The 25,802-nt window shown below is 73.8% G+C and carries 28 protein-coding genes and 1 tRNA gene; 10 read left to right on the top strand and 19 right to left on the bottom strand.

Annotation, left to right across the window (positions count from 1 at the left end):
• Nucleotides 1–16: 16 nt before the first annotated feature.
• From ACIRPK_RS16405 to ACIRPK_RS16375, 7 genes are all read right to left on the bottom strand, one after another.
• Nucleotides 17–1,030: an ABC transporter ATP-binding protein gene (locus tag ACIRPK_RS16405; RefSeq protein WP_403038786.1), complete on the bottom strand. Its 1,014-nt coding sequence runs from the start codon at nucleotides 1,028–1,030 to the stop codon at nucleotides 17–19.
• Nucleotides 1,027–2,043 carry an ABC transporter ATP-binding protein gene (locus ACIRPK_RS16400; RefSeq protein WP_403038783.1) on the bottom strand — a complete coding sequence of 339 codons (1,017 nt, stop codon included), beginning with the start codon at nucleotides 2,041–2,043 and terminating at the stop codon, nucleotides 1,027–1,029. The genes ACIRPK_RS16405 and ACIRPK_RS16400 overlap by 4 nt, the downstream gene beginning before the upstream one ends.
• Nucleotides 2,024–2,938 carry an ABC transporter permease gene (locus ACIRPK_RS16395; RefSeq protein ID WP_403038780.1) on the bottom strand — a complete coding sequence of 305 codons (915 nt, stop codon included), beginning with the start codon at nucleotides 2,936–2,938 and terminating at the stop codon, nucleotides 2,024–2,026. Before ACIRPK_RS16395 ends, ACIRPK_RS16400 begins: the two co-directional genes overlap by 20 nt.
• Nucleotides 2,935–3,972 carry an ABC transporter permease gene (locus ACIRPK_RS16390; RefSeq protein ID WP_403038778.1) on the bottom strand — a complete coding sequence of 346 codons (1,038 nt, stop codon included), beginning with the start codon at nucleotides 3,970–3,972 and terminating at the stop codon, nucleotides 2,935–2,937. Before ACIRPK_RS16390 ends, ACIRPK_RS16395 begins: the two co-directional genes overlap by 4 nt.
• Nucleotides 3,969–5,516 carry an ABC transporter substrate-binding protein gene (locus tag ACIRPK_RS16385; protein ID WP_403038776.1) on the bottom strand — a complete coding sequence of 516 codons (1,548 nt, stop codon included), beginning with the start codon at nucleotides 5,514–5,516 and terminating at the stop codon, nucleotides 3,969–3,971. Before ACIRPK_RS16385 ends, ACIRPK_RS16390 begins: the two co-directional genes overlap by 4 nt.
• A 454-nt stretch (nucleotides 5,517–5,970) precedes the next feature.
• On the bottom strand, nucleotides 5,971–6,912 hold the full coding sequence (locus ACIRPK_RS16380; protein WP_403038773.1) for a hypothetical protein: 942 nt from the start codon (nucleotides 6,910–6,912) through the stop codon (nucleotides 5,971–5,973).
• Nucleotides 6,909–7,337 carry an RrF2 family transcriptional regulator gene (locus tag ACIRPK_RS16375; RefSeq protein WP_403038770.1) on the bottom strand — a complete coding sequence of 143 codons (429 nt, stop codon included), beginning with the start codon at nucleotides 7,335–7,337 and terminating at the stop codon, nucleotides 6,909–6,911. The genes ACIRPK_RS16380 and ACIRPK_RS16375 overlap by 4 nt, the downstream gene beginning before the upstream one ends.
• 167 nt (nucleotides 7,338–7,504) lie before the next feature.
• Between ACIRPK_RS16375 and ACIRPK_RS16370 the strand changes: the two genes are divergently transcribed.
• Together ACIRPK_RS16370 and ACIRPK_RS16365 are read left to right on the top strand one after the other, a co-directional pair.
• The gene (locus tag ACIRPK_RS16370; RefSeq protein ID WP_403038767.1) at nucleotides 7,505–8,053 is read left to right on the top strand and encodes a cupin domain-containing protein; all 549 of its coding nucleotides are present in this window, start codon (nucleotides 7,505–7,507) and stop codon (nucleotides 8,051–8,053) included.
• An 88-nt stretch (nucleotides 8,054–8,141) separates the two neighbouring features.
• Nucleotides 8,142–9,368, top strand: a complete 1,227-nt coding sequence (locus tag ACIRPK_RS16365; RefSeq protein WP_403038764.1) for a serine hydrolase domain-containing protein — start codon at nucleotides 8,142–8,144, stop codon at nucleotides 9,366–9,368.
• Nucleotides 9,369–9,384: 16 nt separating this feature from the next.
• Here the strand turns inward: ACIRPK_RS16365 and ACIRPK_RS16360 are convergent, their stop codons facing one another.
• The 4 genes from ACIRPK_RS16360 to ACIRPK_RS16345 all read right to left on the bottom strand — a co-directional run bounded on the left by ACIRPK_RS16360 (nucleotide 9,385) and on the right by ACIRPK_RS16345 (nucleotide 11,534).
• A complete protein-coding gene (locus ACIRPK_RS16360) occupies nucleotides 9,385–9,861 on the bottom strand; it encodes a hypothetical protein (protein WP_403038761.1) in 477 nt (158 codons plus the stop codon).
• 98 nt (nucleotides 9,862–9,959) lie between these two features.
• A complete protein-coding gene (locus ACIRPK_RS16355) occupies nucleotides 9,960–10,202 on the bottom strand; it encodes a hypothetical protein (RefSeq protein ID WP_403038758.1) in 243 nt (80 codons plus the stop codon).
• 87 nt (nucleotides 10,203–10,289) lie between these two features.
• Nucleotides 10,290–10,586: a hypothetical protein gene (locus ACIRPK_RS16350; protein ID WP_403038755.1), complete on the bottom strand. Its 297-nt coding sequence runs from the start codon at nucleotides 10,584–10,586 to the stop codon at nucleotides 10,290–10,292.
• A gap of 93 nt (nucleotides 10,587–10,679) precedes the next feature.
• The gene (locus ACIRPK_RS16345) at nucleotides 10,680–11,534 is read right to left on the bottom strand and encodes a polysaccharide deacetylase family protein (RefSeq protein ID WP_403038752.1); all 855 of its coding nucleotides are present in this window, start codon (nucleotides 11,532–11,534) and stop codon (nucleotides 10,680–10,682) included.
• A 196-nt stretch (nucleotides 11,535–11,730) separates the two neighbouring features.
• Here ACIRPK_RS16345 and ACIRPK_RS16340 point away from each other — a divergent pair, with 196 nt between their 5' ends.
• Nucleotides 11,731–12,414: a DUF6445 family protein gene (locus tag ACIRPK_RS16340; RefSeq protein WP_403038749.1), complete on the top strand. Its 684-nt coding sequence runs from the start codon at nucleotides 11,731–11,733 to the stop codon at nucleotides 12,412–12,414.
• Nucleotides 12,415–12,442: 28 nt separating this feature from the next.
• On the opposite strand, the gene trxA is transcribed toward ACIRPK_RS16340, so the two are convergent.
• The 7 genes from trxA to ACIRPK_RS16305 all read right to left on the bottom strand — a co-directional run bounded on the left by trxA (nucleotide 12,443) and on the right by ACIRPK_RS16305 (nucleotide 16,459).
• Nucleotides 12,443–12,772 carry a thioredoxin gene (trxA, locus tag ACIRPK_RS16335; RefSeq protein ID WP_403038747.1) on the bottom strand — a complete coding sequence of 110 codons (330 nt, stop codon included), beginning with the start codon at nucleotides 12,770–12,772 and terminating at the stop codon, nucleotides 12,443–12,445.
• Nucleotides 12,773–12,783: 11 nt separating this feature from the next.
• Nucleotides 12,784–13,209, bottom strand: a complete 426-nt coding sequence (locus ACIRPK_RS16330) for a MerR family transcriptional regulator (RefSeq protein ID WP_403038744.1) — start codon at nucleotides 13,207–13,209, stop codon at nucleotides 12,784–12,786.
• 93 nt (nucleotides 13,210–13,302) lie between these two features.
• Complete coding sequence (locus ACIRPK_RS16325) at nucleotides 13,303–13,527, bottom strand: hypothetical protein (protein ID WP_403038741.1); 225 nt, start codon at nucleotides 13,525–13,527, stop codon at nucleotides 13,303–13,305.
• On the bottom strand, nucleotides 13,524–13,922 hold the full coding sequence (locus ACIRPK_RS16320; RefSeq protein ID WP_403038738.1) for a hypothetical protein: 399 nt from the start codon (nucleotides 13,920–13,922) through the stop codon (nucleotides 13,524–13,526). Before ACIRPK_RS16320 ends, ACIRPK_RS16325 begins: the two co-directional genes overlap by 4 nt.
• Nucleotides 13,923–14,038: 116 nt before the next feature.
• Nucleotides 14,039–15,496, bottom strand: a complete 1,458-nt coding sequence (locus ACIRPK_RS16315; protein ID WP_403038735.1) for an ATP-binding protein — start codon at nucleotides 15,494–15,496, stop codon at nucleotides 14,039–14,041.
• On the bottom strand, nucleotides 15,493–16,200 hold the full coding sequence (locus tag ACIRPK_RS16310; protein ID WP_403038732.1) for a response regulator transcription factor: 708 nt from the start codon (nucleotides 16,198–16,200) through the stop codon (nucleotides 15,493–15,495). The genes ACIRPK_RS16315 and ACIRPK_RS16310 overlap by 4 nt, the downstream gene beginning before the upstream one ends.
• Before the next feature lie 185 nt (nucleotides 16,201–16,385).
• Nucleotides 16,386–16,459: transfer RNA gene (locus ACIRPK_RS16305), tRNA-Cys, on the bottom strand.
• Between the two features lie 236 nt (nucleotides 16,460–16,695).
• Here ACIRPK_RS16305 and ACIRPK_RS16300 point away from each other — a divergent pair.
• The 5 genes from ACIRPK_RS16300 (at nucleotide 16,696) to ACIRPK_RS16280 (ending at nucleotide 21,373) form a co-directional block, all read left to right on the top strand.
• On the top strand, nucleotides 16,696–17,496 hold the full coding sequence (locus ACIRPK_RS16300; RefSeq protein ID WP_403038729.1) for a hypothetical protein: 801 nt from the start codon (nucleotides 16,696–16,698) through the stop codon (nucleotides 17,494–17,496).
• Nucleotides 17,497–17,718: 222 nt separating this feature from the next.
• Entirely contained in the window at nucleotides 17,719–18,615 is an 897-nt protein-coding gene (locus tag ACIRPK_RS16295; protein WP_403038726.1) for an alkaline phosphatase family protein, read from the top strand.
• 5 nt (nucleotides 18,616–18,620) lie between these two features.
• Nucleotides 18,621–19,871 carry an MFS transporter gene (locus ACIRPK_RS16290; RefSeq protein ID WP_403038723.1) on the top strand — a complete coding sequence of 417 codons (1,251 nt, stop codon included), beginning with the start codon at nucleotides 18,621–18,623 and terminating at the stop codon, nucleotides 19,869–19,871.
• On the top strand, nucleotides 19,868–20,887 hold the full coding sequence (locus ACIRPK_RS16285; RefSeq protein ID WP_403038720.1) for a TolB-like translocation protein: 1,020 nt from the start codon (nucleotides 19,868–19,870) through the stop codon (nucleotides 20,885–20,887). Before ACIRPK_RS16290 ends, ACIRPK_RS16285 begins: the two co-directional genes overlap by 4 nt.
• A gap of 126 nt (nucleotides 20,888–21,013) precedes the next feature.
• On the top strand, nucleotides 21,014–21,373 hold the full coding sequence (locus ACIRPK_RS16280) for a hypothetical protein (RefSeq protein ID WP_403038718.1): 360 nt from the start codon (nucleotides 21,014–21,016) through the stop codon (nucleotides 21,371–21,373).
• Nucleotides 21,374–21,434: 61 nt separating this feature from the next.
• Here the strand turns inward: ACIRPK_RS16280 and ACIRPK_RS16275 are convergent, their stop codons facing one another.
• Nucleotides 21,435–22,844: an APC family permease gene (locus ACIRPK_RS16275; RefSeq protein ID WP_403038715.1), complete on the bottom strand. Its 1,410-nt coding sequence runs from the start codon at nucleotides 22,842–22,844 to the stop codon at nucleotides 21,435–21,437.
• Nucleotides 22,845–23,308: 464 nt separating this feature from the next.
• On the opposite strand from ACIRPK_RS16275, the gene ACIRPK_RS16270 reads away from it, so the two are divergent.
• Nucleotides 23,309–24,397, top strand: coding sequence for a hypothetical protein (locus ACIRPK_RS16270; protein WP_403038712.1), 1,089 nt, complete (start codon nucleotides 23,309–23,311; stop codon nucleotides 24,395–24,397).
• A 224-nt stretch (nucleotides 24,398–24,621) separates the two neighbouring features.
• Nucleotides 24,622–25,802 (top strand): trypsin-like peptidase domain-containing protein (locus ACIRPK_RS16265; protein WP_403038709.1); only part of this gene is annotated, 1,181 nt, incomplete at its 3' end.

Raw genomic sequence — 25,802 nt, 5'->3', positions numbered from 1 at the left:
TGCTCCTGACGAGGGGTCAGCGGGTGAGGTGGGCGCGCCAGTCGGGCGCGTGGTGGCAGGCGGCGGCCCGCTCGGGGCCGTGCGGCCGCGGTTCGGGCAGCTCGCGGCAGGCCGCGTCGGCGAACGGGCAGCGGTGCGCGAAGACGCAGGCCGCGTCGGCCGGGGCGGCCTGCGCGGGGGTCCGCAGCAGGGCCAGGTCGGTCCGGTGAGCGCGCAGCAGGCTGGGCGCCGAGGCGGCCAGCAGGGCGCTGTACGGGTGCAGCGGCTGCTCCAGCACGGCTTCGGCCGGGCCCTGTTCGACCAGCCGGCCCCGGTAGAGCACGGCGATCCGGTCGGCCACCCCGGCCAGCGAGTCGAGGTCGTGCGAGATCACCACCACGGCCAGGCCGAGCTCCCGGCGCAGCTCGTCGAGCAGCCGCAGCACGTGGTTGCGGTTGGACGCGTCCAGCGCGCTGACCGGCTCGTCCGCCAGCAGCAGCCGGGGGCGGGTGACCACAGCCCGGGCCAGCGCGACGCGTTGGCGCTGACCGCCGGAGAGCCGGGCCGGGGTGCGGTCGGCCAGCGCCCGGTCCAGACCGACCTGGTCGAGCGCGGTGAGCACCCGCTCCTCGCGCTCGTCCCGCTCGGTGCCCGCCACCACGAGCGGCTCGCCGATCAGCCGGCGGACCGTCAGATCGGGGTCGAGCGAGCGCAGCGGGTCCTGGAACATGTACTGGACCGCGCCGTCCCGGCGGACCGCCCGCAGCGCCCGGCCACGCAGACCGGTGCGGTCCTGCCCGTCGACGGTGACGGTGCCCGCGACCACGGGGGCCAGGCCGACCACGGCGCGGGCCAGCGTGGTCTTGCCGGAGCCGGTCTCCCCGATCACGCCGAGCAGTTCACCCGCCCGGGCGTCCAGGTCGACGCCGTCCAGCACCCGGGGTCCGGGGCCGTACGCGACGCTCAGGCCGCGCAGCCGCAGCAGCGGCTCGCCCGGCGGCTCGGTCGCCGGCGCCTCGGTGCGGGCGGGCAGGTCGGTGGTGACGGTCATCGGAACACCTCCGTGCGGTGGGCGGTGCCTGCCAGGGCGAGTTCGCCGACCCGCAGGCAGCGCACCTGGCGGCCGGGCGCGGTGCCGGTCAGCGGGACGGTGTCGCCGGCGCAGGCGTCGGTCGCGTAGTCGCAGCGGTCGGCGAACCGGCAGCCGGGGCCTGCCGTACCGGGCTCCGGCGGACGGCCGGGGATGACGGCCAGCTCGCGGCGGGTGCGGTCGCCGATCGAGGCGACCCGCAGCAGCGCCTCGGTGTAGGGGTGCGCGGGGGCCGCGATCACCTCGGCGGTCGGGCCCTGTTCGACGATCTCGCCCGCGTAGAACACCAGGATCCGGTCGCAGACCTCGGCGACCACGGCGAGGTCGTGGGTGACCAGCAGCAGTGCCAGGCCGCGTTCGGCCCGCAGCCGGTCCAGCAGGTCCAGGATCTCGGCCTGCACCACGGTGTCCAGTGCGGTGGTGGCCTCGTCGGCGACCAGCAGCTCCGGGTCGCCGCAGACCGCGATCGCGATCAGCACCCGCTGCAGCATGCCACCGGACAGCTCGTGCGGGTAACTGTCGTACACCCGGCCGGAGTCGAGGCCGACCGAGTCGAGCAGTCCGGCCGCCCGGGCGCGTGCCTCGGCCCGGGGCAGGCCGTGCCGGACCCGGAGCGGTTCGGCGAGCTGGCGGCCCACGGTGAGCGCGGGGTTGAGGTAGGAGCTGGGGTCCTGGAAGACGGCGCCCAGCCGGGTGCCGCGCAGCTGCTGCCACTGACGCCCGGTCAGGCCGGTGAGCTCGGTGTCGCCCAGGGCGATCCTGCCCTCCGCGACCTCGACGCCGGGGGCGAGCAGGCCGAGCACCGAGCGGCAGGTCAGCGTCTTGCCGCTGCCGGACTCGCCGACCAGGCCCAGGGCCTCGCCCCGGCGGACGGTGAACGAGACGTCCCGGACGGCCTCGGTGCGGCCGTGGCCGACGGTGAGGTGCAGGGCCTCGACGGTGAGGGCGGGCGGTTCAGACGGCGGCGAGGTCATCGCGGCGCTCCTTCCCTCGAACGGTGGTCTTCCCGGACGTCCCGGGCTTCTCGGTCCTCCCGGCCGCGCCGGGCTCCGCCGCGCTCGGCTCCGCGTCCCGGACGGCGTCCGCGAGCAGGTTGAGCGCGCCGACGGTGAGCATGATCAGCGCGGCGGGCAGCGCGGGCGCCCAGGGCTGCTGGGCCAGGAAGCCCAGGTCGCCGGCCAGCATGCCGCCCCAGGTCGGCGCGGGCGGCTGGACGCCGATGCCGAGGAAGGTCAGCGAGGAGACCGCCAGCAGGCTGGTGGCCAGCGCGTGCGCGGTGGTGACCGCCACGGTCGGCAGCACCTTGCGCCAGATGTGGGTGCGCAGGATCCACCACCGGGAGGCGCCCATCAGCTCGGCCGCCTCGACGTACTGCGCCCGGTCCAGGCCGAGCGCGGCGGCCCGGGTGACCCGGAAGAACAGCGGGGCGAGCAGCACGCCCAGGGCCAGCATCGCCTGGTGCAGCCCGTTGCCGAGCACCCCGACGGCGGCGATCGCGAACAGCGTGAACGGCAGCGTCATCAGGGCGGCCACCGCGCGCAGCGAGACCCAGGTGAAGGCGGCGCCGAAGCGGACCGAGGCCAGGCCGGGCAGCACGCCGAGCAGCATCGCCGCGCCGACCGCCTCGACCGCGCTGAGCACCGAGCTCCCGGTGCCCGCCAGCAGCCGGCTCAGCACGTCCCGGCCCAGGTAGTCGGTGCCCAACAGATGGGCTCCGCTAGGGCCTTGGAGCGTCCGGGCGGTGTCCTGGGCGAGCGGGTCGAGCGGAGCGAGAGCGTCGCCGAACAGCGCCAGCAGGGCGACCGCGGCGAGCACCCCGAGGGCGGCCCGGGCCACCGGCACCCGGCCGGTGGAGCGCAAGATACTCATCGGGCCTCCTTGGCCTGGGCCGAACGGGCCCTCCGGGCGGCCGGGTTGAGCGCGAACAGCCCGGCGTCCACGGCCAGGTTGGCGATCAGCACCACCACCACGGTGACCAGCAGGGTGCCCTGGATCACCGGGACGTCGTGCTGCTCGGCGGCCCGCAGCGAGAGTTGGGCGATCCCCGGCAGGTTGAAGATCCGTTCGGTCACCACCGCCCCGCCGATCAGCATCGGCACGCTCATCCCGAGCACCGTGACGGCCGGCCCGGCCGCGTTGCGCAGCACGTGGCCGAGCAGCACCCGCCGCCGGGACAGGCCGCGCATCACCGCGCCGGTGGCGTAGTTCTCCCGCAGCTCGCCGACCAGCGAGGTGCGCAGCTGCCGGGCGATCGCGGCGGCCGCGTCCAGGCTCAGCGCCAGTGCGGGCAGCACCGCGAACCGCAGCCACTGGCCCGGGTCCCGGCCGAACGGCACGTACCCGCCGGAGGGCAGCAGGCGCAGCTGGACGGCCAGCAGGGTGATCAGGCCGATCGCGATCACGAAGGCGGGCAGGGTGCCGAGCAGGGTGCAGACGGCGGTGACGACCCGGTCGGTGCGGCCGCCGTTGCCGAGGGCGGCGGCGATCCCGGCCGCGCCGCCGAGCAGCACCGCGAACAGCAGGGCCAGGCCCGCGATCGAGAGGTCGACCGGCAGCGCGGTGGCGATCGAGTCGGCCACCGGCACGGTGGTGAACCAGGACCGGCCGAGGTCGCCGCCGAGCGCGTCGGTGAGCCAACTCCCGTACTGCACCGGCAGCGAGCGGTCCAGGCCGAACTCGTGGTCGAGCCGGGCGATGTCGGCGGGGGTGGCGGTCTCGCCGAGCACGGCGGCCGCCGGGTTGGCGTCGGAGAGAGCGCCGAGGCCGAAGGTGAGCAGCGAGGACAGCAGGAAGACGGTGACCGTCCCGGCCAGCACCCGGGCCACCGAGCGGGGCGCCCGGGCGGCCCGTCGGGCGAGCGGACCCGCCGTCAGGGGCCGGCCGGGCGCGAGTACGGCGCTCACGAGGCGGTCACGCCCTCGAAGCGCTGGACCACGGTGAAGGCGGGGATCTGCGAGACCGACCGGCGGCGGGCCAGCAGCCGGGGCACGCTGTACAGGAAGACGTTCGGCATGGTGCGCACGGCCAGCGCGGTGGCCGCCTGGAGCACCTTGGGGTAGTCGGGCGAGTCGAGCGGGGTCCGGGAGACCTTCTCGACGGCCTCCTTGAGCTCGGGCGGGGTGGTCCGGCCCGGGTTCATCAGGCCCTGCTCGCCGAACAGCACCTGGAACGCCTGCGGAGCGGAGTCCCGCCCGGCGAACTGGTCGGTGAACAGCGCCTTGGAGTGCTGGATGTAGACGATCTGGGTGGCCTGCGCGGCCGGCACCACCTCGATGGTGGTCCTGATCCCGACCTCCTTGAGCTGGGCCTGCAACTGCTCGGGCAGGCCCTGCGCGGCCGAGGTGGTGATGGTCAGGTCGACGCCGTTCGGGTGGCCGGCCTTCGCCAGCAGCTCGCGGGCCTTCGCCGGGTCGTAGCGGTACAGGTCCTCCGAACCCGGGTCGTGGCCGACGTACCCCTTGGGGAAGGGCTGGTAGTTGACCTCGCCGAAGCCGAACTGCTGGGTCTTCACCAGCGCGTCGCGGTCGATCGCGTACTTCAGCGCCTCGACCACCTCGGGCTGGTCGAACGGCGCCTTGGTGAGGTTGACGTCCAGCACCGCCACCACCAGCGAGGGGATCACCTGGACCTCCAGGCCGGCCGCCTTCGCGGCGGCGACCTGGCTGCCGGGGATCTGGGCCACGTCGTACTGGCCGGACTGCAGGCCGGCCACCACCGTGGCGGCGTCCGGGAGCGGGTGCAGCTCGAAGTTCTCCAGCTTGATCGAGGCCGCGTCCCAGTAGCCCGTGTTCCGGCGCAGCACCGCCTTGCTGTTCTGGGTGTACGAGACCAGCGAGAACGGTCCGGCGCCGGCCGGCTTGGTGGCGATCCCGGCGGCGTCCGCCTCGAACGCCTTCGGGTTGACGATCAGGCCGGTCTTGCCCGCCAGCAGGTTGGGGAACTGGTAGTCGGGCTGGGTGAGTCGGAGCACCACGGTGCCCGGATCGGGGGCGCTGACCTCCTTGAGGTGCACCAGCTGCGGGGCGACCAGCGACTTCGGGTCGGTCCGGCCCCGGTCGAGGCTCTTCTTGACCGCGGCGGCGTCCAGCGGGGTGCCGTCGTCGAAGGTCAGCCCGGGCCGGAGCTTGAAGGTGATCGAGGTGCCGTCGGGGGCGTAGCTCCAACCGGTGGCCAGCGCCGGTACGGCAGCGCCCTGTTCGTCGAGCTTGGTGAGGCCGGCGTAGACCAGCGAGAGCGCGTGCACGTCCCAGCCCGCCGAGGAGAAGACCGGGTCCCAGGAGGTCGGCAGGGCCCAGCCCCAGCGCACGGTGCCCGAGCTGCCGCTGCCGCCCACCGCGTCGCCGGTGTCGCCGCAGGCGGCCAGCAGCAGCGCGGCCCCGGTACCGAGACCGAGCCCGAGGAAGGAGCGTCTGGCCAGCGTCGAACGGCCTTCGGGCAGTGCGTTCATGAGTGTGGGTCACCTTTCGGGTGCACGCCCGGCCCGCCCCGGACCGGTGAGGCGGGGGCGGCGCGCGGGGCATGGCGTCGGCGTGCACCGACGGTTCTGGGCGGCGTGGATCGGCGCGGACGGCTCCGGCCCCGGGAGGGGCGCACGGCGGCCGGGCAGCGAGGAGAGGGGTGCGCGCCGTCGGGGACGGCGGGCGGGCGGTCACCGCGGTGTCGGGTGACCGGGGCCGGTCGGCGGGGCGGTCAGCGACCGCGGGCCGGACCGGAGTGCGGGCGGGCAGGGCCCGGCCGGTACGGCGGGCAGGTCTGCCGCCGGGAGAGCGCGCTCAGCGACAGAGGTCGCTGCTGGTGCGCCGAAGGTCCACGTAACGGCACACCACGTTGGGGTGCGTGGAGAACATGCGCACATCCTGGCGACTGGAACGGCCCGCTGTCAATGGACACCAAAAGGTGTCTCATTCCCTGGCGGCCCGCCCCAATTCACCGACCACGCACGATCCTTGCAGCTCAGGGGCGTCGGGGCCGGTAAGCAGCAACGAGCCCGAACGCTCGGTCGGGTGCAGGAACAGCGCCTCGCCGGCGGTCTCCACCCGGACCGCGCCGACCGGCACCGCACCCTCGGCCGAGTCCAGCTCGGACGCCGACACACTGCGGTAACGCTCCATCAACATCGCGGCGGTCGGCGCGTCCTGGCGCGGCACCAGTCCCGGACAGACCGCGCGGGCCGCCGCCAGGTACTCCACGAGCGGGCGCCAGCCCGGCACCGCCCGCCGCCCGGCCGGGCCGACGAACAGCAGCGTCGGCAGCGCGTACCGGTGGCCGTCCTCGGTCTCCTTGGCGGCCCCGGGGTGCGGCCCCGGACCGCGCAGGCCGACCACCTCGGGGATCGGCCGCCGGGTCTCCGCCCGGTCCGCGCGCACCCGTTCGAGCACCGCCGCCGAACCGGCGTCCGCCGCCAGCCGGTCGAGGTAGAGGCCCGGCACCCCGTGCAGCGCGGCCCGCACCCGGGCCGGGGTGTCGGCCGGCTCGCCGAGCACGAAGGCGGTCTCCCGCAGCCGCCGCAGCACCCACTCGGCGACCAGCGGGCCCTGGGCCTCGGCGGCCGCCGCCGCGAGCGAGGCGGGCCAGCTGCTGGCGGCCACCCAGCGCAGCCCGGCGGCGCGCGGCGCCCCCGTGTGCGCGGTGATCCCCTCGACGTACCGGGCGTACCAGGCCGTCTCGGCGGCCGGATCGGGCGCCGGGTCGTCGTCCTCGTCGAACAGGATGCCGAACACCCGGCGATGGTCCGCCGCACCCGCCAACGCCCGCAGCAGCGCCCGCACTTTGGGCTCCGAGCCCCAGGCCCACGGACAGGCCGGGTCGGTGTACTCGACCACCTCCAGCCGGACCGCCGTCACGCCGGGACCACCTCCGCCGGACGCGTCGACTCCCGCACCAGACCGGCCACCGTGGTGGTGGCCAGGATCCGCACCGCGCGCTCCTCCACCGCTCGCCAGACCGCCGGCAGCGCCTCGGCTGGGCCGGGGTAGGCCAGGTCCGCCAGCGGCTTGCCGCGCAGCGTGATCACCTCGCCGTCCACCGCCCGCACCACGTCCAGCAGGGTGATCTCCTCGGCGGGCCGGCCCAGCCAGTACCCGCCCTCGCAGCCGCGCTGACTGCGCACCAGACCGGCCCGCCGCAGGTCGCCGACCACGGACTTCAGGAATCGGAACGGGACTCCCTGCGAGGAGGCGATGGCCTCGCAGGTGAGCGGACGGGCCACGTCCCCGGCCAGTTCGACCAGGGCGCGCGCGGCGTAGTCCGCCTTCGCGGAAATATGCATGAGCATGAGTATCCCCGGCCCGCCGCGCACTTCAAGTGCGTTCCCCGGCAGGCCCGGAGGAAAGGACACCTCTTGACATCCTTTCCGGCCGCACCCTAGCGTCCTGACCATCCGGCGGGGCCCGGCCGCTGCCGCCCGCCCACCTCCCGTACCTTCCTGGAGCCACCATGCCCACCGCCCACCGCCACGCCCCGACGGCCGACGGCGAGCCCGGCGCCTCCTGCACCGAGGCCGGCACCGGCTTCCACCCGCACCTGCCCGACCACGGCCGGCCGGCCGCCGACGGCGCCCCATTGCGGGCCCGTCTGCACCACGTCCGGGCCGGCGAACTGGACGGCGACACCGCGCAGAGCAGCGGCATGCGCAGGTTCGCCGCGATCAGCGGCGGCACCGTCGGCTCGGAGAAGCTCTGGATGGGCCAGACCCACGTCGCCCCCGCCACCGCCTCCTCCGACCACCACCACGGCGAGTCCGAGACCGCGATCCACGTGGTCAGCGGCCACCCGGAGTTCGTCTTCGTCGACGACTCCTCCGGCACCCCCGAGGAGATCCGCCTCCGCACCTCCCCCGGCGACTACATCTTCGTGCCGCCCTTCGTGCCGCACCGCGAGGAGAACCCGGACCTGACCGAGGAGGCCGTCGTGGTGATCGCCCGCAGCACCCAGGAGGCCATCGTGGTGAACCTCCCGAGCCTCTACCCGCCGCCCTCCGCCTGACGGTCCGTGCCGTCCCGATGGGTGATGTTCGCGCGGGTCGTCCGGCGACGTCGGCGGCCGCCGGGCCCCCGCTGCCGATACTGCGGGCATGAAATCCCCCCGTTCCGCCCTGCCGTACCTCGCCGCGGTCACCGCGCTCCTCGCCGTCAGCACGCTCGGCGGCCCGGCCGGCACCGCCGGTGCGGCGGGGGACGGCGGCCTCCGCCCACCCTGCGTCAGCTCCCCGCGCCCCGGGGGCGGTCCGGCCCTCGACATCCTGCGGCTGGCCGAACAGGCCAGGACCGAGATGGACCTCAAGTCGGTGATCCTGCGGGTCACCGCCGACGGCCACGAGGTCCTCACCGCCGCGCTCGGCGAGTCGATGACCGGGGTCCCGGCCGAACCCGCGATGCACTTCCGGAACGGGAACGTGGCGATCAGCTACCTGGGCACCGCCCTGCTCCGGCTGGTCGACGAAGGCGTGGTCCGCCTCGACGACCCGGTCGCCCAGTGGCTGCCCGACCTCCGGCACGGCGACCGGATCACGCTGCGGATGCTCGCCGACTCCACCACCGGACTGGTGGACTACGTCACCACGCCCGGCTTCGGCGACACCGTCTCCGCCGACCCGTTCCGGCACTGGACGGCGGAGGAGCTGGTGGCCGTCTCGACCGGCCAGGACCAGTGGTACGAGCCGGGCACCAACTGGAGCTACTCGCACGCCAACTTCGTCCTGCTCGGCGCCGCCCTGGAGAAGATCACCGGGAAGCCGCTGGACGCCCTGCTCCAGCAGCAGGTCATGGGTCCGCTCGGCCTGACCGAGACCCGCAACAGCTTCACCCCCGACATCCCGACGCCGGTCCTGCACGCCTTCACCGCCGAGCGCGGGACGTACGAGGAGTCCAGCTTCTGGAACCCGTCCTGGACCACCGCCCCCGGCGCGGTGCAGACCACCGACATCTGCGACCTGGCCCGGTCGGCCACCGCGATCGGCTCGGGCGAGCTGCTCTCGCCGTCCTCCTACCGGGAGTTGCTCGACCCGGGGACGGTCGGCCTCGGCCACCCGACCAAGACCTGCCCGGAGACGGTCTGCCTCCCGAACACCGAGGCCACCCACTACGGCATGGGCCTGCTGGTGCTGGGTGACTGGATCTCCCAGCACCCGCTGTTCTTCGGCTACACCGCCGCCCAGGCCTACCTCCCGTGCGAGCACCTGGCCATCGCGGTCTCCACCACCAAGGGCCGCCACACCCCGGACGGTCACACCGCCCAGGTGCTCACCCAGCGGATCGCCGCCGCGCTCGCCCCGGACCACCCGATTCCCGACTTCGGCTGATCCGCCGCCGGCCGGGTCAGCCCAGCCGCTCGCGCGCCTGGTCGAGCGCCGTGGCGAACCCGGCCGCCACCTCCACCGGGTCGGTGCCCTGGGCCTCGACCTCCAGGCGGCCGCCCGGCCGCTGCTCGATCCTGGTCCGGCACGGCAGCGCCGTGTAGGAGCCGGACTCGAACTCCCAGCGCAGCCGCTCCCCCGCCCGCTCCCCGCCGAGCGAACCGTCCGGCCCGACGGTCGCCAGCAGGCGGTGCACGGTCCGGCAGTCCGGCACCCGGTCCCAGACCGGGCCGGCGCCGGTCCACGCGTCCTCCGGCCCGACCAGGCGGGCGTAGTCCTGCTCGGGGGCGTCCTCGGCGACCTGCGCGTTCCACAGCGCCGTGATCTCGTCGGCGATCGCCCGGGTCGCGACCCGCAGGGTGTGCACGCCGGCCCGGAGGACGTACCCGGGGCCGGGCTCCGCCCCCGGGGCACCGGTGTGCTGCGGATCGTCGGTCACCCACCGATCATCGCGCACGCGTTGCCCCGGGAGCCGGCGGCCCGGGCTCCACCGGCCCGGCCGGCCGGCACTCCGTGCGCGCTCCGTCAGCGCAACCGTCAGTGCTCCGCCCAGTGCGGGCAGACCGGCTGGTGCCACCTGGTCCGCACCACCGCGCCGCCGAGCAGCCGGTGTTCACTGCTCCAGGTCCGGCAGCACTTGGCTCGGACGGGGATGCTCTCGCGCCGGGCAGCCGGGCGAACCGGGGTCGGACCGGCTCCGGTCTGACCGCTGCTCGGAGTGGTGGGCGCGGCGGCCCGGGACGGATGGCGGCGCCTGCGCGCGGGGGAGGAAGAAGTCACACCCAGCCCCTCCCACCGACGGACGGCTCCCAACCCGCCGGTCACTCGAACAGACGACGGCCGGGGCGGCCCGCCCACGCTCCCCCGTCAGTCGTGCCGGGCACCGAGCTCGTCCAGGTAGCGCAGCCGCCGGATGCACGCCCGGGCACCGAACTCGGCGGCGTACACGTCGACTTCACCGCCCGCCTGGACCCATCGGCCGGTCAGCCAGTCCACCACGGCCCAGCCCTCCCGGCCCTGGCCGTCGGGCGGCAGCCGCACCACCTCGTACCGGTTCGCCGCACCCACCGTCGGTGGATCGGCGGCGGGCAGCTCCACCGCCCGGGCGGCCTCGGGGCGCGCCTCGGAACGTGGTGACAGACTGTCCGGCCCCCCACTGGTCATGCTCACCACAGTAGAGGAACCGCGTCGCTGACATTGTGTCAATGGATCACTCCGCTCCGCGGCGACCTCCCGCGCGGGTACGGAGCCGGGCGGTCAGGTGCAGAGCTGACTGGCCGTCACGGGCCGCAGCCCGAGCCGCTGCAGCCCGTCCAGCACGGCCGGGAGCGCGTCGACGGTGCCCTGGTGGCCCATGTGCAGCGCCACCACCGAGCCGCCCTGGACCGAGCGGAGCAGGCGCCGCTGGAGCAGGTCCGCCCCCGGGTCGCTGTAGTCGCGCGGGTCCACGTCGAAGGACAGGCAGTGCTCGTACCCCACCAGCCGGGCCTGCTCGCGGACCATCGCGTTGGCGTACTGGGTCGCCGACGGCCGGAACCAGCGCCCGATCGAACCGGTGAGCCGCCGCAGCCGCTCGGCGCACTCGGCTATCTCCGCGTGCGCCTGATCGGGGGTCATGGCGTTGATGTCGCGGTGGTTCTGGGTGTGGTTGCCGAGCTCGTGGCCACCGCGCAGGATGCGTTCCGCCATCTGGGGCTGCTGGTCCAGCCAGCGGCCCACCGCCAGCACCGTCAGCTTCACGCCGTGCTGCTCGGCCCGCTCCAGCAGCGCCGTCGCCTGGGCCGGGTCGCCCTCCCCGTGGAAGGTCAGCGCGACCTCCGGCCGACCGCGCGGTCCGTTCACCACCTCCGCCGGCGTCCCCGGCGCGAGCGGCACCACCGCCGGGACCGGCGCGGCGGGCGGCGAGGGCGCGGGCGTGGGCGTGGCCGCCGGCCCGGAGGGGGTGGCGGACGGCTGCGGCGAGTACCCGGACAGGCCTTCCGGCGGGTCCACCGGCCCCTGGTCACCCGCGACCCGGGTGGGGCCCGCCGCGCAGGCCGAAACGGCACCTACGGCGGTCACGGCGGCGAGCCGGGCGGCGGTGCGCAGAACGGAGCGACGGTCAGGAGTCATCGCGCACCAGCATAGGGACGGGGAAACAGGCGTACGAATCGAGCGCACCCACCGGGAGGACCGGCACCGCCGGCACTCCCGGCTCACGGGTCGTCACCCGCCCCACCTCGACGGTTGGCCGCGTTCCGTCATCCAGACCGAATGTTGACCGTTTCGCGGGCGAGTCGTGGGGTGTCCCGCTCCTATCGTCGGCCGCATGCCCCCACAGCTCCGCCGGCCTGCCGCCGTGCTCCCCGTCCTGCCCTATCGCAAGCCCACCAAGGGCCGCGACTACTGGGTGCTCGACGACGTACTGCCGAACATCGACGAGATCCGCGCCCGCTGCCTGGCGGTCGAGGACTGGGACGAGGGCTACCCGCACCAGCCCGAGTCCTGGCCGGGCCTGCGCACCATGCCGGCCCTGCTGCCCGCCGAACTCACCCGGTTGGAGGCGCAGGTCCGCAAGGCCACCGGCGCGCCCCGGGTCTGGGCCCGCACCGAGGTCGAGGGCGGCAGCTTCAACCACAACTGCGTCCAGGTGGTCGGGGCCGGCGAGTGCGAACCCCGCCCGCACACCGACTCCCGCGCCCTCTGCCGCTACGCCGCCGTGCTCTACCTCAACCCCGACGTGCCCAAGCAGTGCGGCACCAGCTTCTACCGCCAGAGCTTCCCCGGCGGCCGCCTCGGCGGAAACCTGGTCACCGCCCCGCACAACAACCTGGTCGACGCCCTCGGCACCCGCTTCGTCCCCGCCGACTCCTTCACCGAGGACGTCGCCGTCCCGCACCGCTACAACCGCCTCCTGCTCTACACCGCCAACATGATCCACACCGCCACCGCCTACTGGGGCGACACCTTGGCGGAGAAGCGCATGACGGCCGTCTTCTTCTGGATGGCCTGACCTGCGGACGGCCTGACCTGCCGAGCCGTCAGAGCACGTCGTCGAACTCGCGCAGGAGGCGGGCCTTGGCGCGGGCGCCGACCACCGACTTGACCGGTTGGCCGTAGCGGAAGACGACCATGGTGGGCATCGAGAGGACGGCGTAGGCGGCCTGGGTCTGCGGGTTGCGGTCCACGTCGAGCTGCACCACCGTCAGGCGGTGGGCCTGCTCGCGGGCGATGTCGGCCAGGACGGGCGCCATCATCCGGCAGGGCGGGCACCAGTCGGCGGTGAACTCGACCAGGACCGGGCCCTCGGCCGCCAGCACCTGCTCGGCGAAAGTCTCGTCGGTGACCTCGGCCACTCCGGTGATCTGCATGGTCGTCCCCTTCAGTCGGCGGCCGGCGGCTCGGCCGCCAGTTCGCAGCGCGGTGCTCGGTCATCGGCGGCGGCCAGCGCGTCCCGCGACTCGCGGGCCCGGAGCAGCTGGGCCCCGACCTGCTCGCGGACCTCGTGGAGGCGGGCGATGCAGGCGTCGAGCTCGGCAAGCTTGCGCTCGTAGACCTCCAGCGAGGCCGGGCAGGAGTCGCCCTCCGGGTGGCCCGCCTGGAGGCACTCGACGAACGGCCGGGTCTCCTCCAGGCCGAAGCCGAAGTCCTGGAGGGTGCGGATCTGCCGGAGCAGGCGCAGGTCCTCCTGGCTGTAGGCCCGGTAGCCGTTGCCGGACCGCCGGGCGGGCAGCAGGCCCAGTTGCTCGTAGTACCGCAGCGTCCGGGTGGTCGTACCCGCCCGTTCGGCCAGCTCGCCGATCCGCATCGCCCGCTCCTTCCGGGGTGCCGCTCCGCACCGCCTGGGACGACGGTAGACCTTGACCCTGACGTCAAGGCCAGCCGCGGCGGCAGCGGGGGATCAGCCGTCGTCGGTGCTGTCCGACTCGGCCTGCGCCGCCGCACGCTCGGCGGCGTCGACCTTCTGCTGCATGTCCTGGACCCGGGCGTCCTCGGCGCTCGCCGACTGCCCTGCCCGGTCGGGCGTCCCGGCCTGGCCACCACCGGTCGGACCGCAACCGGCGAGCATCAGGACGGCGAGGGCGGCGGCGACGGCCGCCCCGGGGCGGAGGTGACGGCGGGTCACTTGGCGGGGGCCTGGGTGTGGCCCTGGGCCTGGCACCAGGTGGCGACGGCCTTCAGGTCGTTCTGCCGGGCCTCCAGGGTGGGCAGCAGGTTCTTCCGGAAGGTCAGCCGGCCGTTGAGCAGGGTCTGGATCTCGGTGTGGCCGGCCGCCTTCGCGTTGGCCACCCGCTGCTCCATCCGGGCCACCGAACCGGTCACGGTGGCGTCGCCCTTCAGCCGGGTCACCGAGGCGTCGACCCGCTGCTCGGTCTTGGGCAGGCGCTTGCAGACGGCCTTGGCCCCGTCGCCCTTCGGCGCGGTCGCGGGCTTGGTCTCGGCCTGCGCGGGCACGGCCACCAGCAGCGTGCCGGCCAGCGCGAGAGCTCCGGTGAGGACGGCCTTGCGGTTGCTGAGCATGGCGGGATCTCCTTCGACGCCAGGAAGTCGGGCCCGGGACCGGGCCGACCGGTGCGGAGGCTAGCGCCGTTTCTTGTGGATTCCTTGTGAGCCCGCCGGGCCCGTCGGACCAACCGTCAGCTGCGGTCCCCCGCCAGCCAGTCCCGGCGCAGCGCGAGCTGCACCGGCAGCTCCACCGTCGGCGCGTCGGCCCGCAGCAGCGGCAGCCGCACCTCGAACCGGCTGCCCGTCCCGCCCGCTCCGGCGCGGACCGAGACGGTGCCCCGGTGCAGCGCGGCCTGCTGGGCCACCAGGGTCAGCCCGAGGCCGGAGCCGGGACTGTCCGGGCGGCGGTGGAACCGGGTGAAGACCGCCTGCCGCGCCGACGGTTCGATGCCGGGCCCCTGGTCCGCCACGGTCAGCAGCACGGACTCGCCCTCGGTGCCCAACCGCACCGAGACGACGGCCGGCCGGTCCGGTGGGTGGCCGTGCACCACCGCGTTGCCGAGCAGGTTGGCGAGCAGGATCCGCAGGCCGCCCTCCCAGCCGAACACCCGGACCTCGGCCGGGCCCTGCACGGACAGCCGGACCTCGGGGTACCGCCGCCGGGTCTCGGCGGCGGCGTCCGCCACCAGGTCGGCCAGGTCGATCGGGGCGAACGCCGAGACCTCCACCAGGTCGCCCTGGGCCAGGGTCCGCAGCGCGGTGAGGAGTTCCTCCAGCCGGGCGTGGTCCGCGCGCAGGTCCCGGACCACCTCGGCGCGTTCCCCGGCGGGCAGGTCGGGGTGCGCCGCCAGCACGTCGAGGTCGGTGCGCATGCTGGTCAGCGGGGTGCGCAGCTCGTGCGAGGCGGCCGAGGAGAACGACCTGGCGGTGTCCAGCGCCTGAGCGGTCCGAGCCGCCTGTTCGTCGTAGCGGGTGAGCAACACCCGGATGGCAGTGGCGAGTTCGTCCACCTCCGTGATCCTGCTCCGGCCCGGGGCGAAGGCGGCGACTCCGGCCGCCGGGTCCAGTTCGGCCGCCCGGCGGCTGAGCCGCCGGATCGAGAGGGTGGCCCGCCGGGCCAGTCCGAGGGCGACCAGCCCGGAGACCGGTGCGGCCAGCAGCGAGACCAGCAGCACCCGGCGGCGGACGGCGGCGAGCTGCGGCCCGTCGGCGGCCGCGGGTGCGATCAGCCACAGCGTGCCCGCCGCCGGCCCGTCCACCCGGACGGTCAACACCCGCCAGACGTCCCCGTGTTCGCGGACGGTGACCGGCCCGCCCGGTACGTCCGGCAGCCGGGCCGGGTCGACCGGGGCCGGGCCGCCCGCCAGCACCACGGAGCCGTCCGCGGCCACCACCCGGACCCCGGAGTCCAGCGCGTCGCCGAGGATGCGCCGGCTCTGGTTCTGCTCGACCTTGGGCCGGCCGCCCCGGTCGGCGGTCAGCAGCGCACGGGCGGCGGGCAGCACGGCGGCGGCCCGGTCGTGCAGCCGGGCGTCCTGCTGGCCGCGCAGGTCCCGGTTGACCAGGCCCAGCAGCAGGGCACCGGCGCCCAGCACCAGCAGCGGCACCACCACGGTGACCGACAGCGCGATCCGGCTGGAGAGCTTCACCGGTCTGCCCCGTCCGCCCCGCCCGCCGGGAGCCGCAGCACGAAGCCGACCCCGCGCACGGTGTGGATCAGGCGCGGCCGCCCGCCCTCCTCCAGCTTGCGCCGCAGGTAGCTGACGAAGGTGTCCACCGCGTCGGTGCGCACCTCGAAGTCGTACCCCCAGACCCGGTCCAGCAGGGTGTCCCGGCTCAGCACGATCCCGGCGTTCCTGACCAGCTCCGCCAGCAGCTCGAACTCCCGCCGGGTGAGCGCGATCTCGACACCGTCCTGGTGCACCTGCCGGGTCTCCGGGGTGATCACCAGCGGCCCGGCCCGGAGCGCCGTGGACGGCGGCGCGGGCCGTCGCCGGAGCAGCGCCCGCAGTCGCAGCACCAGCTCCTCCAGCGCGAACGGCTTCACCAGGTAGTCGTCCGCCCCGGCCTGCAGCCCGCCCACCCGGTCCGCGAGTTCGTCCAGCGCGGACAGCATCAGCACCGGTGTCTCGTCACCGCCCGCCCGCAGGCCGCGGCACACCTCGGTGCCGGACAGGCCCGGCATCGAGACGTCCAGCACCAGCACGTCCGGCGCCGCCTCGGCCAGCAGGCGCAGCGCGTCCGCACCGCTCTCGGCGGTCCGCACGGTGAAGCCGCTCAGCCGCAGCCCGCGCTCCAGCGAGCGCCGGATCGCCGCGTCGTCGTCCACCACCAGGACCCGTCCGGCCGTCATCGGCTCTCCTCCCGCCCTGGGGGCTGTACGTCGCAGGGGCGGGCCTACGTTCTCACGCCCGGCGCAGCGGGCGCGGCCGGGGTCGGTGGCCCGGGCTCCGGCGGGGACGCGGCGAAATGCCGAACGGCGGCGCGGCCGCACCGGAGTCGGAATCCGGAACAGCTGCGCCGCCGTGGTCGACGACCTGGAGGTGGAGATAGGAATCGAACCCATGTACACGGCTTTGCAAGCCGTTGCCTCGCCCCTCGGCCACTCCACCGGGCGACTGTGCTCACCTGAAACCTAAACCGGACCCGGCACAATTCACCGCAGCAACACGCCGGGCCCACCCGATAATTGGGCGAACTCCTCTTCGAATCAATCCGGAGATATCGACCACCTGACCCCCCTTGTACCAATCGCCCGCCCCCGCGCGCCCGGCGATCGCCCCTGTCGGCGCGCTCGGCGGTAGCCTGCTGGCGAGCAGCGTCCGATCAGCGAGGATGGGATTCACGCGTGACCGTCAAGGATTCCCGGCCGACCCTTTCCGGCGGCCCCGTATTCACCGGACCGGCCACCCGATGTCAGTACAAGAGCCTGCCGCTGCGGGACCTGCCCCCGTTGGGCCTGGTGCGCCAGGCCCGCCTGGCGCTGGAGGATTCCCGTGAGCGGCGCAACGGGGTCCCGGCACCCGGCCGGCCGTCCGCCTTCTCCGCCGGGGACTGGGTCCGGGTCAAGAACGCCGACGCGGTCCGCGCCACGCTGGACGACCGGGACCGGCACCGCGGCCTGTGGTTCACGGGTAGTCAGTGGTCCTACTGCGGCCGCACCTACCAGGTCGAACACGTGGTGCGGCGGATGGTCGACGACCACTACCGGATGCGCCGGCTCGCCGCCACCACCAGCCTCCGCGGCGCCACCTGCCGCGGGGCGGACGGCTCCGAGGGCTGCGGTATGGCCTGCGCCCTGCTGTTCCGCGACGAGTGGCTGGAGCCCTCCACCGAGGCGGCCGCCGAGCCGCTGACACCCACCCGGTACGCCACCGTCCGCAGCCTGGACGAGATCCGGGCCACCCTGGACGCCGACGGCCGGCTGCACGGCGTGCCGTTCCAGCCGGGCATGGCCCGCTTCGCGGGCACCAGCCACGGGGCGACGCCGGTCCGGCACCGCTCGCTGGCCCGCTGGCAGCGGCCGGTCGGCGGCGACTGGTACGTGCTGGACAGCCTGCGCTGCGGCGGCGAGCCGCTGCCGCTGACCGGCTGCGACCGGCAGTGCGCGCTGCTCTGGCACTCGTCCTGGCTGCACCTCGACGCCTGACCCCCCGTACCTCTCCTCCTCCCGGCCGACCTGACCCGCCCCGGGGACCTCCGGCACGCCTCTGGACACCCGGCTCCCCTTGCCAGGACACTGACAAATCGGCAGGCGCCGTTCGCCTGTTCTTCACCTGAGAAGCGCGGCCATGTCCACCACCGCACTCCTAGGGTTGCGGCGCTCGGACACCCCCTCTGCCCTCGCCGACTCGCCCGGAGGACATCCACCATGACGCCCACTCAGTCCGCACCGTCCCCCCGCTCCCGCCGCCGGCTCACCGCCGTCGCCGCCGCCACCGCCCTGGCGGCCGGCTCGCTCGGCCTGTGGGCCGCCACCGGCAGTGCGCAGGCCGTGGTCGGCCTGCCCTCCCCGGACCACGTGGTGGTCGTGGTGATGGAGAACCACGCCTACTCGCAGGTGATCGGCAGCTCCAGCGCGCCGTACCTGAACAACACCCTGAAGGCGGGCGGCGCCAGCCTCACCGCCTCCTACGGCCTCACCCACCCGAGCGAGCCCAACTACTACATGCTCTTCTCGGGTGCCACCCAGGGCCGCACCGACGACAGCTGTGTCGGCGTCGGCTCGCTGTCCGCCGCCAACCTGGCCTCCGAGCTGATCGCGGCCGGCAAGACCTGGGGCAGCTACAACGAGGGCCTGCCGAGCCAGGGTTCGACCACCTGCAGCAGCGGCAAGTACGCCCAGAAGCACAACCCCTGGTTCGGCTTCAAGAACGTGCCGACCAACACCGCGTACACCATGACGCAGTTCCCGACCGACTACACCACCCTGCCGAAGGTCTCCTTCGTGGTGCCCGACCTGTGCAACGACATGCACGACTGCTCGGTCGGCACCGGCGACACCTGGATCAAGAACAAGCTGGGCGCGTACGCCACCTGGGCCAAGACCCACAACAGCATCCTGGTCGTCACCTTCGACGAGGACAACCGCCTCTCCGGCAACAAGATCCCGACCGTGCTCTACGGCGAGCACGTCACGCCGGGCAGCACCTCGTCCACCACGTACAACCACTACAACGTGCTCCGCACCCTGGAGGACCTGGCCGGTCTCTCCACCCACGCGGGCAACGCGGCCTCCGCCGCCGACATCACCGGCATCTGGAACTGACGCCCGTGTACCTCGCGGACTCCCGCAGCACCAAGGCCCCCGCCGTCCCGGACCAGCGTCCGGGACGGCGGGTGGCCGCCGTGCCCGGCACCGTGATCGCGCTCGGCGCGGTCAGCCTGGTCACCGACGTGTCCTCGGAGATGGTCAGTGCCGTACTGCCGCTGTACGTGGTGGCCGGGCTCGGGCTCTCGCCGCTCGGCTTCGGGTTGCTGGACGGGATCAACAACGGCGTCGGCGCGCTGGTCCGGCTGCTCGGCGGCCACCTGGCCGACCGGGGCGGGCGCGGGCCCAAGTCGGTGGCGGCGGTGGGGTACGGGCTCTCCGCGCTCTGCAAGCCGCTGCTCCTGCTGGTGCACACCGTCCCGCTGATCGGCGCGGTGCTGGCGGTGGACCGCACCGGCAAGGGCCTGCGCACCGCGCCCCGGGACGCGATGATCTCGCTGGCCACCGCACCCGAACACCGGGGGCGGGCGTTCGGCGTGCACCGGGCGATGGACACCACCGGCGCGCTGCTCGGACCGCTGGTCGCGTTCGCCGTGCTGCGGGCCACCGTGGACGGGTACGACGCGGTCTTCGCGGTCAGCGGCTGCGTCGCCGCGCTCGGCGTCCTGGTCCTGCTGCTCTTCGTACCGTCCGCCCGCGGCAAGCCGGTTGATCCCAAGCCCAGGCCTTCGCTGCGCGACTCGCTCGACCTGCTCCGGCTGCCCGGCCTGCGCCGGCTCGGGGTGTGCGCCGCACTGCTCGGCCTCACCACCGTCAGCGACTCCTTCCTCTACCTGCTGCTGCAGCGTCAACTCGGCCTCGCCGCCCACCTGTTCCCGCTGCTGCCGCTCGGCACCGCCGCCGCCTTCCTGCTGCTCGCGATACCGTTCGGCGCCCTGGCCGACCGGGTCGGCCGCCGCCGGCTCTTCCTGGCCGGGCACCTCCTGCTGCTGCTCGCCTACGCGTTGGTGCTCGGCCACAGCTCGGCCGTGCTGCTGGTGCTGGTGCTGCACGGCGGCTTCTACGCCGCCACCGACGGCGTGCTCGCCGCGGCCGCCGCCAACGCCGCGCCGGAGGACCGGCAGGGCTCCGCCCTCGCGCTGGTCGGCACCGGACAGGCCCTGGCCCGGTTCCTCTGCTCGCTCGGCTTCGGCGCGGCCTGGAGCGTCTGGGGCGGCCCCACCGCACTCGCCGTCACGGCAACCGGCTTGGCCTGCACCGCGGTTGCCACCTACTTCCTGCTCCGCAGCCCCGCCGACGAGGTCACCCGATGAAGAACTCCACCCGCCTGCTGGTCCTGCTGCTGGCCGTCGTCCTGCTCGGCGGCATCGGCACCGGCGCGGTGCTGTACGCCGCCGACCGGGCCGACCGGCGCGACCACGAACAGGCCGGCGGACCGGCCGTCCGCACCGGCCCGGTGTCGCTCCGGGCCCCCGGCCGGCAGCTGGTCTTCCGCAACCTGGCCTGGGGCCCGCACCGGGACGAGATCGCCACCGTCCCGGCCGACCGGCCGGACGGCGAGCGGACCGTCTCCGGCCTCAAGTGCCTGCGCTTCCACGCCGCCGCGGGCACCGGCATCTGCCTGCAGGCGGTCCACGGCGCACTGGACGACACCTACCGCACCGTGCTGCTGGACGCCGACCTGCACGAGCGGCACGTCTTCCCCGCCGCCGGCATCCCCACCCGGGCGCGGGTCTCGCCCTCCGGCCGGCTGGCCGCCTGGACGGTCTTCGTCAGCGGCGACTCGTACGCGGGCACCGACTTCTCCACCCGGACCGCGATCGTGGACACCGGCAGCTGGGCGCTGGACGACAACCTGGAGACCTACGCGATCGTCAAGGACGGCCACCCGTACCAGGCGCACGACACCAACATCTGGGGCGTCACCTTCGCCGACGACAACCGGTTCTACGCCACGCTGGCCACCGGCGGCCAGACCTACCTGGTCCAGGGCGACGTCGCCGCACGGACGTTGACCACCCTGCACCAGAACGTCGAGTGCCCCTCGCTCTCCCCCGACGGCACCCGGATCGCGTACAAGAAGCGCGCCCCGGAGGCCGCCGCCGACGCCCCGTGGCGGCTCTACGTGCTCGACCTGCGCACCATGACCGAGACCCGCACCGCCGAACAGCGCAACATCGACGACCAGGTGCTGTGGGCCGACGACCGGACCCTGGAGTACTCGATGCCCGGCGACTTCGGCGCCGACCTCTGGTCCACCCCCGCCGACGGCACCGGCGCACCGCGTCAACACCTCGGCGCCGCGGTCTCCCCCGCCTACCTCGGCTGAGGCCGGACCGCGTGTGCACCGTCGACCGGTGGGCGCGGACCGACTAGGTTCGATCCCGTTCGATGCGCCCCTGCCGGGCGCACGACCGACCGGACCGACCCCGGCCCGCCGACCATGGAGCGATGGATGACGAACACGGACCCGTTCGCCGCGGAGGCGGAGCCGGCCCCAGGACCGGTCTGCCCGCGCTGCGAGGAGTCCACCCGGCTGTCGGTCTTCGAGGAGCTGCGCCGACCGGTGCCGCGCTCGACCGGCACCCTCCCGCTGCTGGCCGCGGCCGCCCTCGGGTCGTACGGCGTGGCCCAGTTGGCGGCCGGGAACCCCGTCCTCGCGGCGACCCTGCTCGGCTGCGCGCTGGCGTCCGGGGCGTTGGCCGCCCGGGCGGTCAACGCCGTCCGGACCGGCGAGCTGGCGCAGGTGCTGTACTGCCACCACTGCCTGGTGCGCTTCCGCCCCGGCGACCAGGCGGACCAGGTCCACGGCTGACGGCGCGAGGCCCGGCCCCTTTCCCGGGACCGGGCCTCGTACGGTGCGGACGGAGCGGGCGTCAGCTCTGCCCGTCCTCCGGCACCGTGATGATCCAGCGGCTGTCTTGCCGCGGCCGCAGGTAGCACACCCAGTACAGGCTGGCCGCGACGGTGATCCCGGCGGTCCAGGCCAGCGCGGTGTGGTCGAGCTGGGTCAGCACGTAGCCGAGCGCCGCGATCAGCAGGACCGGCAGCACCGGCCAGAGCGGCTGGCGCCAGGCCGGCGCGTTCCTGTGGTGCTTGCGGCGGGAGAACAGCGAGGCCACCGCGACCAGCAGGTAGAGCGCCGCGACCGCGACACCGGTGATGTTGGTCAGCAGGTCCTGCGGCACGAAGCAGAGCACCGCGCCGGGGATGCCGACCGCGAGGGTGGAGATCCACGGGGCGCTGAAGCGGTTCAGGGTGCCGAACGCCTTGTTCGCCGGCTCCGGCCAGGCCCGGTCGCGCCCGGAGGCGAACAGCACGCGGGAGTTCTGGATCACCATCACGATGCCGGCGTTGATGATCGCCAGCGCGATGCAGAGGCTGACGAAGGTGCCGACCGCCGAGCCCGACCAGCCGGCCACCAGCGCCGAGATGTCCCCGGCGGAGAGCGCCTCCAGGTCGGGCGCGCCGACGGTGATCGCGATCACCGGGACCAGGATGATCACCACGGACAGGCCGAGCGTCCACAGCACGGTGCGGGCCACGTTGCGCCGGGGGTTCTCCAGCTCCTCGGAGAGGTAGATCGCGGTCGAGAAGCCCTGGGTGACGAAGAGCGCGGTGCCCATCGCGGCCAGGATCGCCCCCATACCGACCGCGCTGGTGCCGCCGCCTTCGCCGATCACCGAGCCGTGCAGCAGGCTGCCCACGCCCCGCTCGCTGTGCGAGAAGCCGAGGAAGGAGACCACCGCGCAGGCGATCACCTCCAGGACCAGGAAGATGCCGGTCAGCCAGGCGTTGGCGCGCAGGTCCAGCAGGCCCGCCACGGTGGCCGCGATCATCACGGCCGCGCCGGCGATCTTGGGGTCGACGTCGACGATCGGCGCCAGGTACGCGGAGGTCCCGATCGCGATCAGCGAGGGCACGATCATCACGACGATCAGGGACTGGATGAACACCAGCCAGCCGGCGAACCGGCCCGCCAGCGTGCCGACCATGGCGTACTCGCCACCGGCGCTGGGTATCAGGGTGCCGAGCTCGGAGTAACAGAACGCCACCGCGATGCAGATCAGCGAACCGATCCCGATCGCCAGCGCGGTGTAGGTGCCCAGCGACTGGAACAGCTCCGGCACGATCACGAACAGCGAGGACGCGGGCGTCACGCAGGACAGCGTGAGCAGCGTGCCGCCCACCACACCGAGCGAGCGGGCGAGCTTCTTCGGCACATCTGCGGGCGCCTGCGACGCCACCGCCGACACCGGGGGAGAGGAGTCAAGCGTGTCGGTCATGAAAGGGGGTTCCGATCGGCTCGGCGCGACGGCGCGCGGTAGGGCGGTGTGACCGGGAGCGGTATCTCCTCCAGAGGGCTGATGCCGGTGTTCGGTGTGGTCGCTCCCGGTCGCCATGGAAGCGGGCCGTCCGCGTGCCGTCAACGGCCGTCGACCTTCGGAATTCGTTGCCTACCGGCGGGTATCTACCCGGGACGGTCACGAACAGTGATCCCGACTGCCGGACATTCCTGTGCCGTAGCCGTGTCCTGACGATGAATCCATGGCGAACAGCAGCCAAAGCCTGCGATCGGGCAGAGCTGATCCAGCTTCGCCCACCCACCGCCCACACCGCCCCGGACACCGGCCGGACGACGATAACCGCAGCTCAGAGCGGGGAAGTCGTCGATAACGTTTCAGCCAGCGGACGACCTCCGCCACACCGCGTGTCGGAGCGTCCACCCGGCGCCACCACAATGAGCGCCATGAGAATGATCTACGCCTTCACCGGGGTGCTGGTCCTGCTGTTCACCGTCGCCAGCATCCTGCGCACCCTGGTGGTGCCGCGCGGTCTGTACTCCGCACTCGTCCACCGGCTCTGGTCGGGCCTGCGGGCCACCCTCCGGGCGATCACCCCGTTCGGCGGCCACCAGGTCCAGGACCGGGTGCAGACCTGGCTGGCGCCGCTGATCCTGCTCGGCATGCTGACCACCTGGCTGTTCGGGATGCTGGTCGCCTACACCCTGCTGCTGCACGGCTTCTCCGAGCTCGGCTGGGCGGTCTCGTTCCGGGAGGCCGGATCCAGCCTGTTCACCCTCGGCTTCGCCAGCGGCGAGCGCCTGCACCTGTCCGCGCTGGACTTCCTGGCCGCCGCCACCGGGCCGCTGGTGATCGCCCTGCTGATCGGCTACCTGCCCACCCTGTACGGGGCGTACAACCGCCGGGAGGTGGAGGTCACCCTGCTGCAGTCCCGGGCCGGCGAGCCCGCCTGGGGCCCCGAACTGCTGGCCCGCCAGTCGCTGGTGGACACCGAGACCGCACTGCCCCAGCTCTACCGCGACTGGGAGCGGCTGGCCGCCGACATCGGCGAGGGCCACTCCAACTACCCGGTGCTGCTCTCCTTCCGCTCCCCGCAGCCGCACCGCAGCTGGGTGGTCGGCCTGATCGCGGTGATGGACGCGGCCGCCCTACAGCTCGCGGTCTGCCCGAAGTCCGCCCCGCCCGAGGCCCGGCTGGTGCTGCGGGCCGGGTTCACGGCGCTGCGCGACATCGCCCGGACCCAGCGGATCGCCTTCGACCCCGACCCGGACCCGGACGGCCCGATCCGGCTCACCTTCGAGGAGTTCGACGCGGCCGTCGCCCTGGTCACCGCCGGCGGCATCAGCGGCGAGCGGACCGTCACCGAGGCCTGGCCGCACTTCCGGGGCTGGCGGGTCAACTACGAATCCCTGGCCCACGAACTCGCCCGCCGCACCGACGCCGTGCCGGCGCTCTGGACCGGGCCGCGCGACTTCCCCGCCACCCCGATACCGCCGAGCCGCCCGGCCGACCGCCGCCCCCGGCAGCGCACCTGAGCAGCGGATCTCCGACGAGCGGTCAACTCCCCTGGGCGGGACGGTCTTCCGGTGCGTCAACGATCCACCTGTCCGGCTGGTGCGGCGGCCCACCCGCCGCCGGGCACGGTTCAACAGCCAATTCGGTCCAGACAGTTGACCTCATTGATGCGGGCATGGCAGCTTTCTCCGGCCTGGGCGTTCCCAACCGGTTGCGCGCCCGGCGATCCCCCACAAGGAGACCCATGCTCAAGGGACTTACCGCCGGACTCGGCACCGCCGCAGTCGTCGCGGGTCTGCTGACGTCCGCCGTCTCGCCCGCACAGGCCGTCCAGGCCGGCGATCTGACGTCCACCATCGCGCTGAGCAACTGCTCGGCCTCCCTGGTGCGTTACCCCTCCTCGGTCGACGCGGACCGGGCCATGATGCTGACCAACGGCCACTGTCTGCCGACCATGCCGAGCGCCGGCCAGGTCATCCAGAACACCACCGCCAGCCGCTCCGGCACCCTGCTGAACGCCGCCGGCTCCTCGCTGGGCACCGTGAACGCGGACAAGGTGCTGTACGCGACGATGACCGGCACCGACGTCGCGCTCTACCAGCTGACCGACACCTTCGCGTCGATCACCAGCAAGTTCGGCGCCACCGCGCTGACCATCAGCGACACCCACCCGGTCAACGGCTCCTCGATGTTCATACCCTCGGGCTACTGGAAGCAGACCTGGAACTGCTCGGTCAACGGCTTCGTCGACACCCTGCGCGAGGACCAGTGGACCTGGCGCGACTCGATCCGCTACAGCACCGGCTGCAACACCACCCACGGCACCTCCGGCTCGCCGATCGTCGACGCCACCAGCAAGCGGGTGGTCGGGATCAACAACACCGGTAACGACGACGGCGCGATGTGCACGCTCAACAACCCGTGCGAGGTCGCGGCCGACGGCACCACCACGGTCACCAAGGGCCAGAGCTACGGCCAGGAGACCTACTGGTTCACCACCTGCCTCGGCACCAACCGCGCCATCGACCTCAACGTGGCCGGCTGCCTGCTCACCAAGCCGGCCGGCAGCAGCGTCTCGGTGACCAACCCGGGCAGCCAGACCACCGCGCTGAACGGCTCGGCCAGCCTCCAGATCAACGCGAGCGGCGGCACCGCCCCGCTGACCTTCACCGCCACCGGCCTGCCGACCGGCCTCTCGATCAGCTCCTCGGGCCTGATCACCGGCACCGCCACGGCCACCGGCAGCTACAACGTCACGGTGACCGTCCGGGACGCCGCCAACCGGACCGCCGGCGCCACCTTCAGCTGGACCGTCAACGGCGGCGGCGGTACCTGCACCCCGGCGCAGCTGCTCGGTAACGCGGGCTTCGAGTCCGGTGCGACCGCCTGGACCCAGACCTCCGGTGTGATCGACAACGGCACCGG

Source organism: Kitasatospora sp. NPDC101801 (genome assembly GCF_044766665.1).
Taxonomy (GTDB): Bacteria; Actinomycetota; Actinomycetes; order Streptomycetales; family Streptomycetaceae; genus Kitasatospora.
The sequence above is the reverse complement of the archived record's forward strand: the minus strand, read 5'-3'. Positions and strand labels throughout refer to the sequence as shown.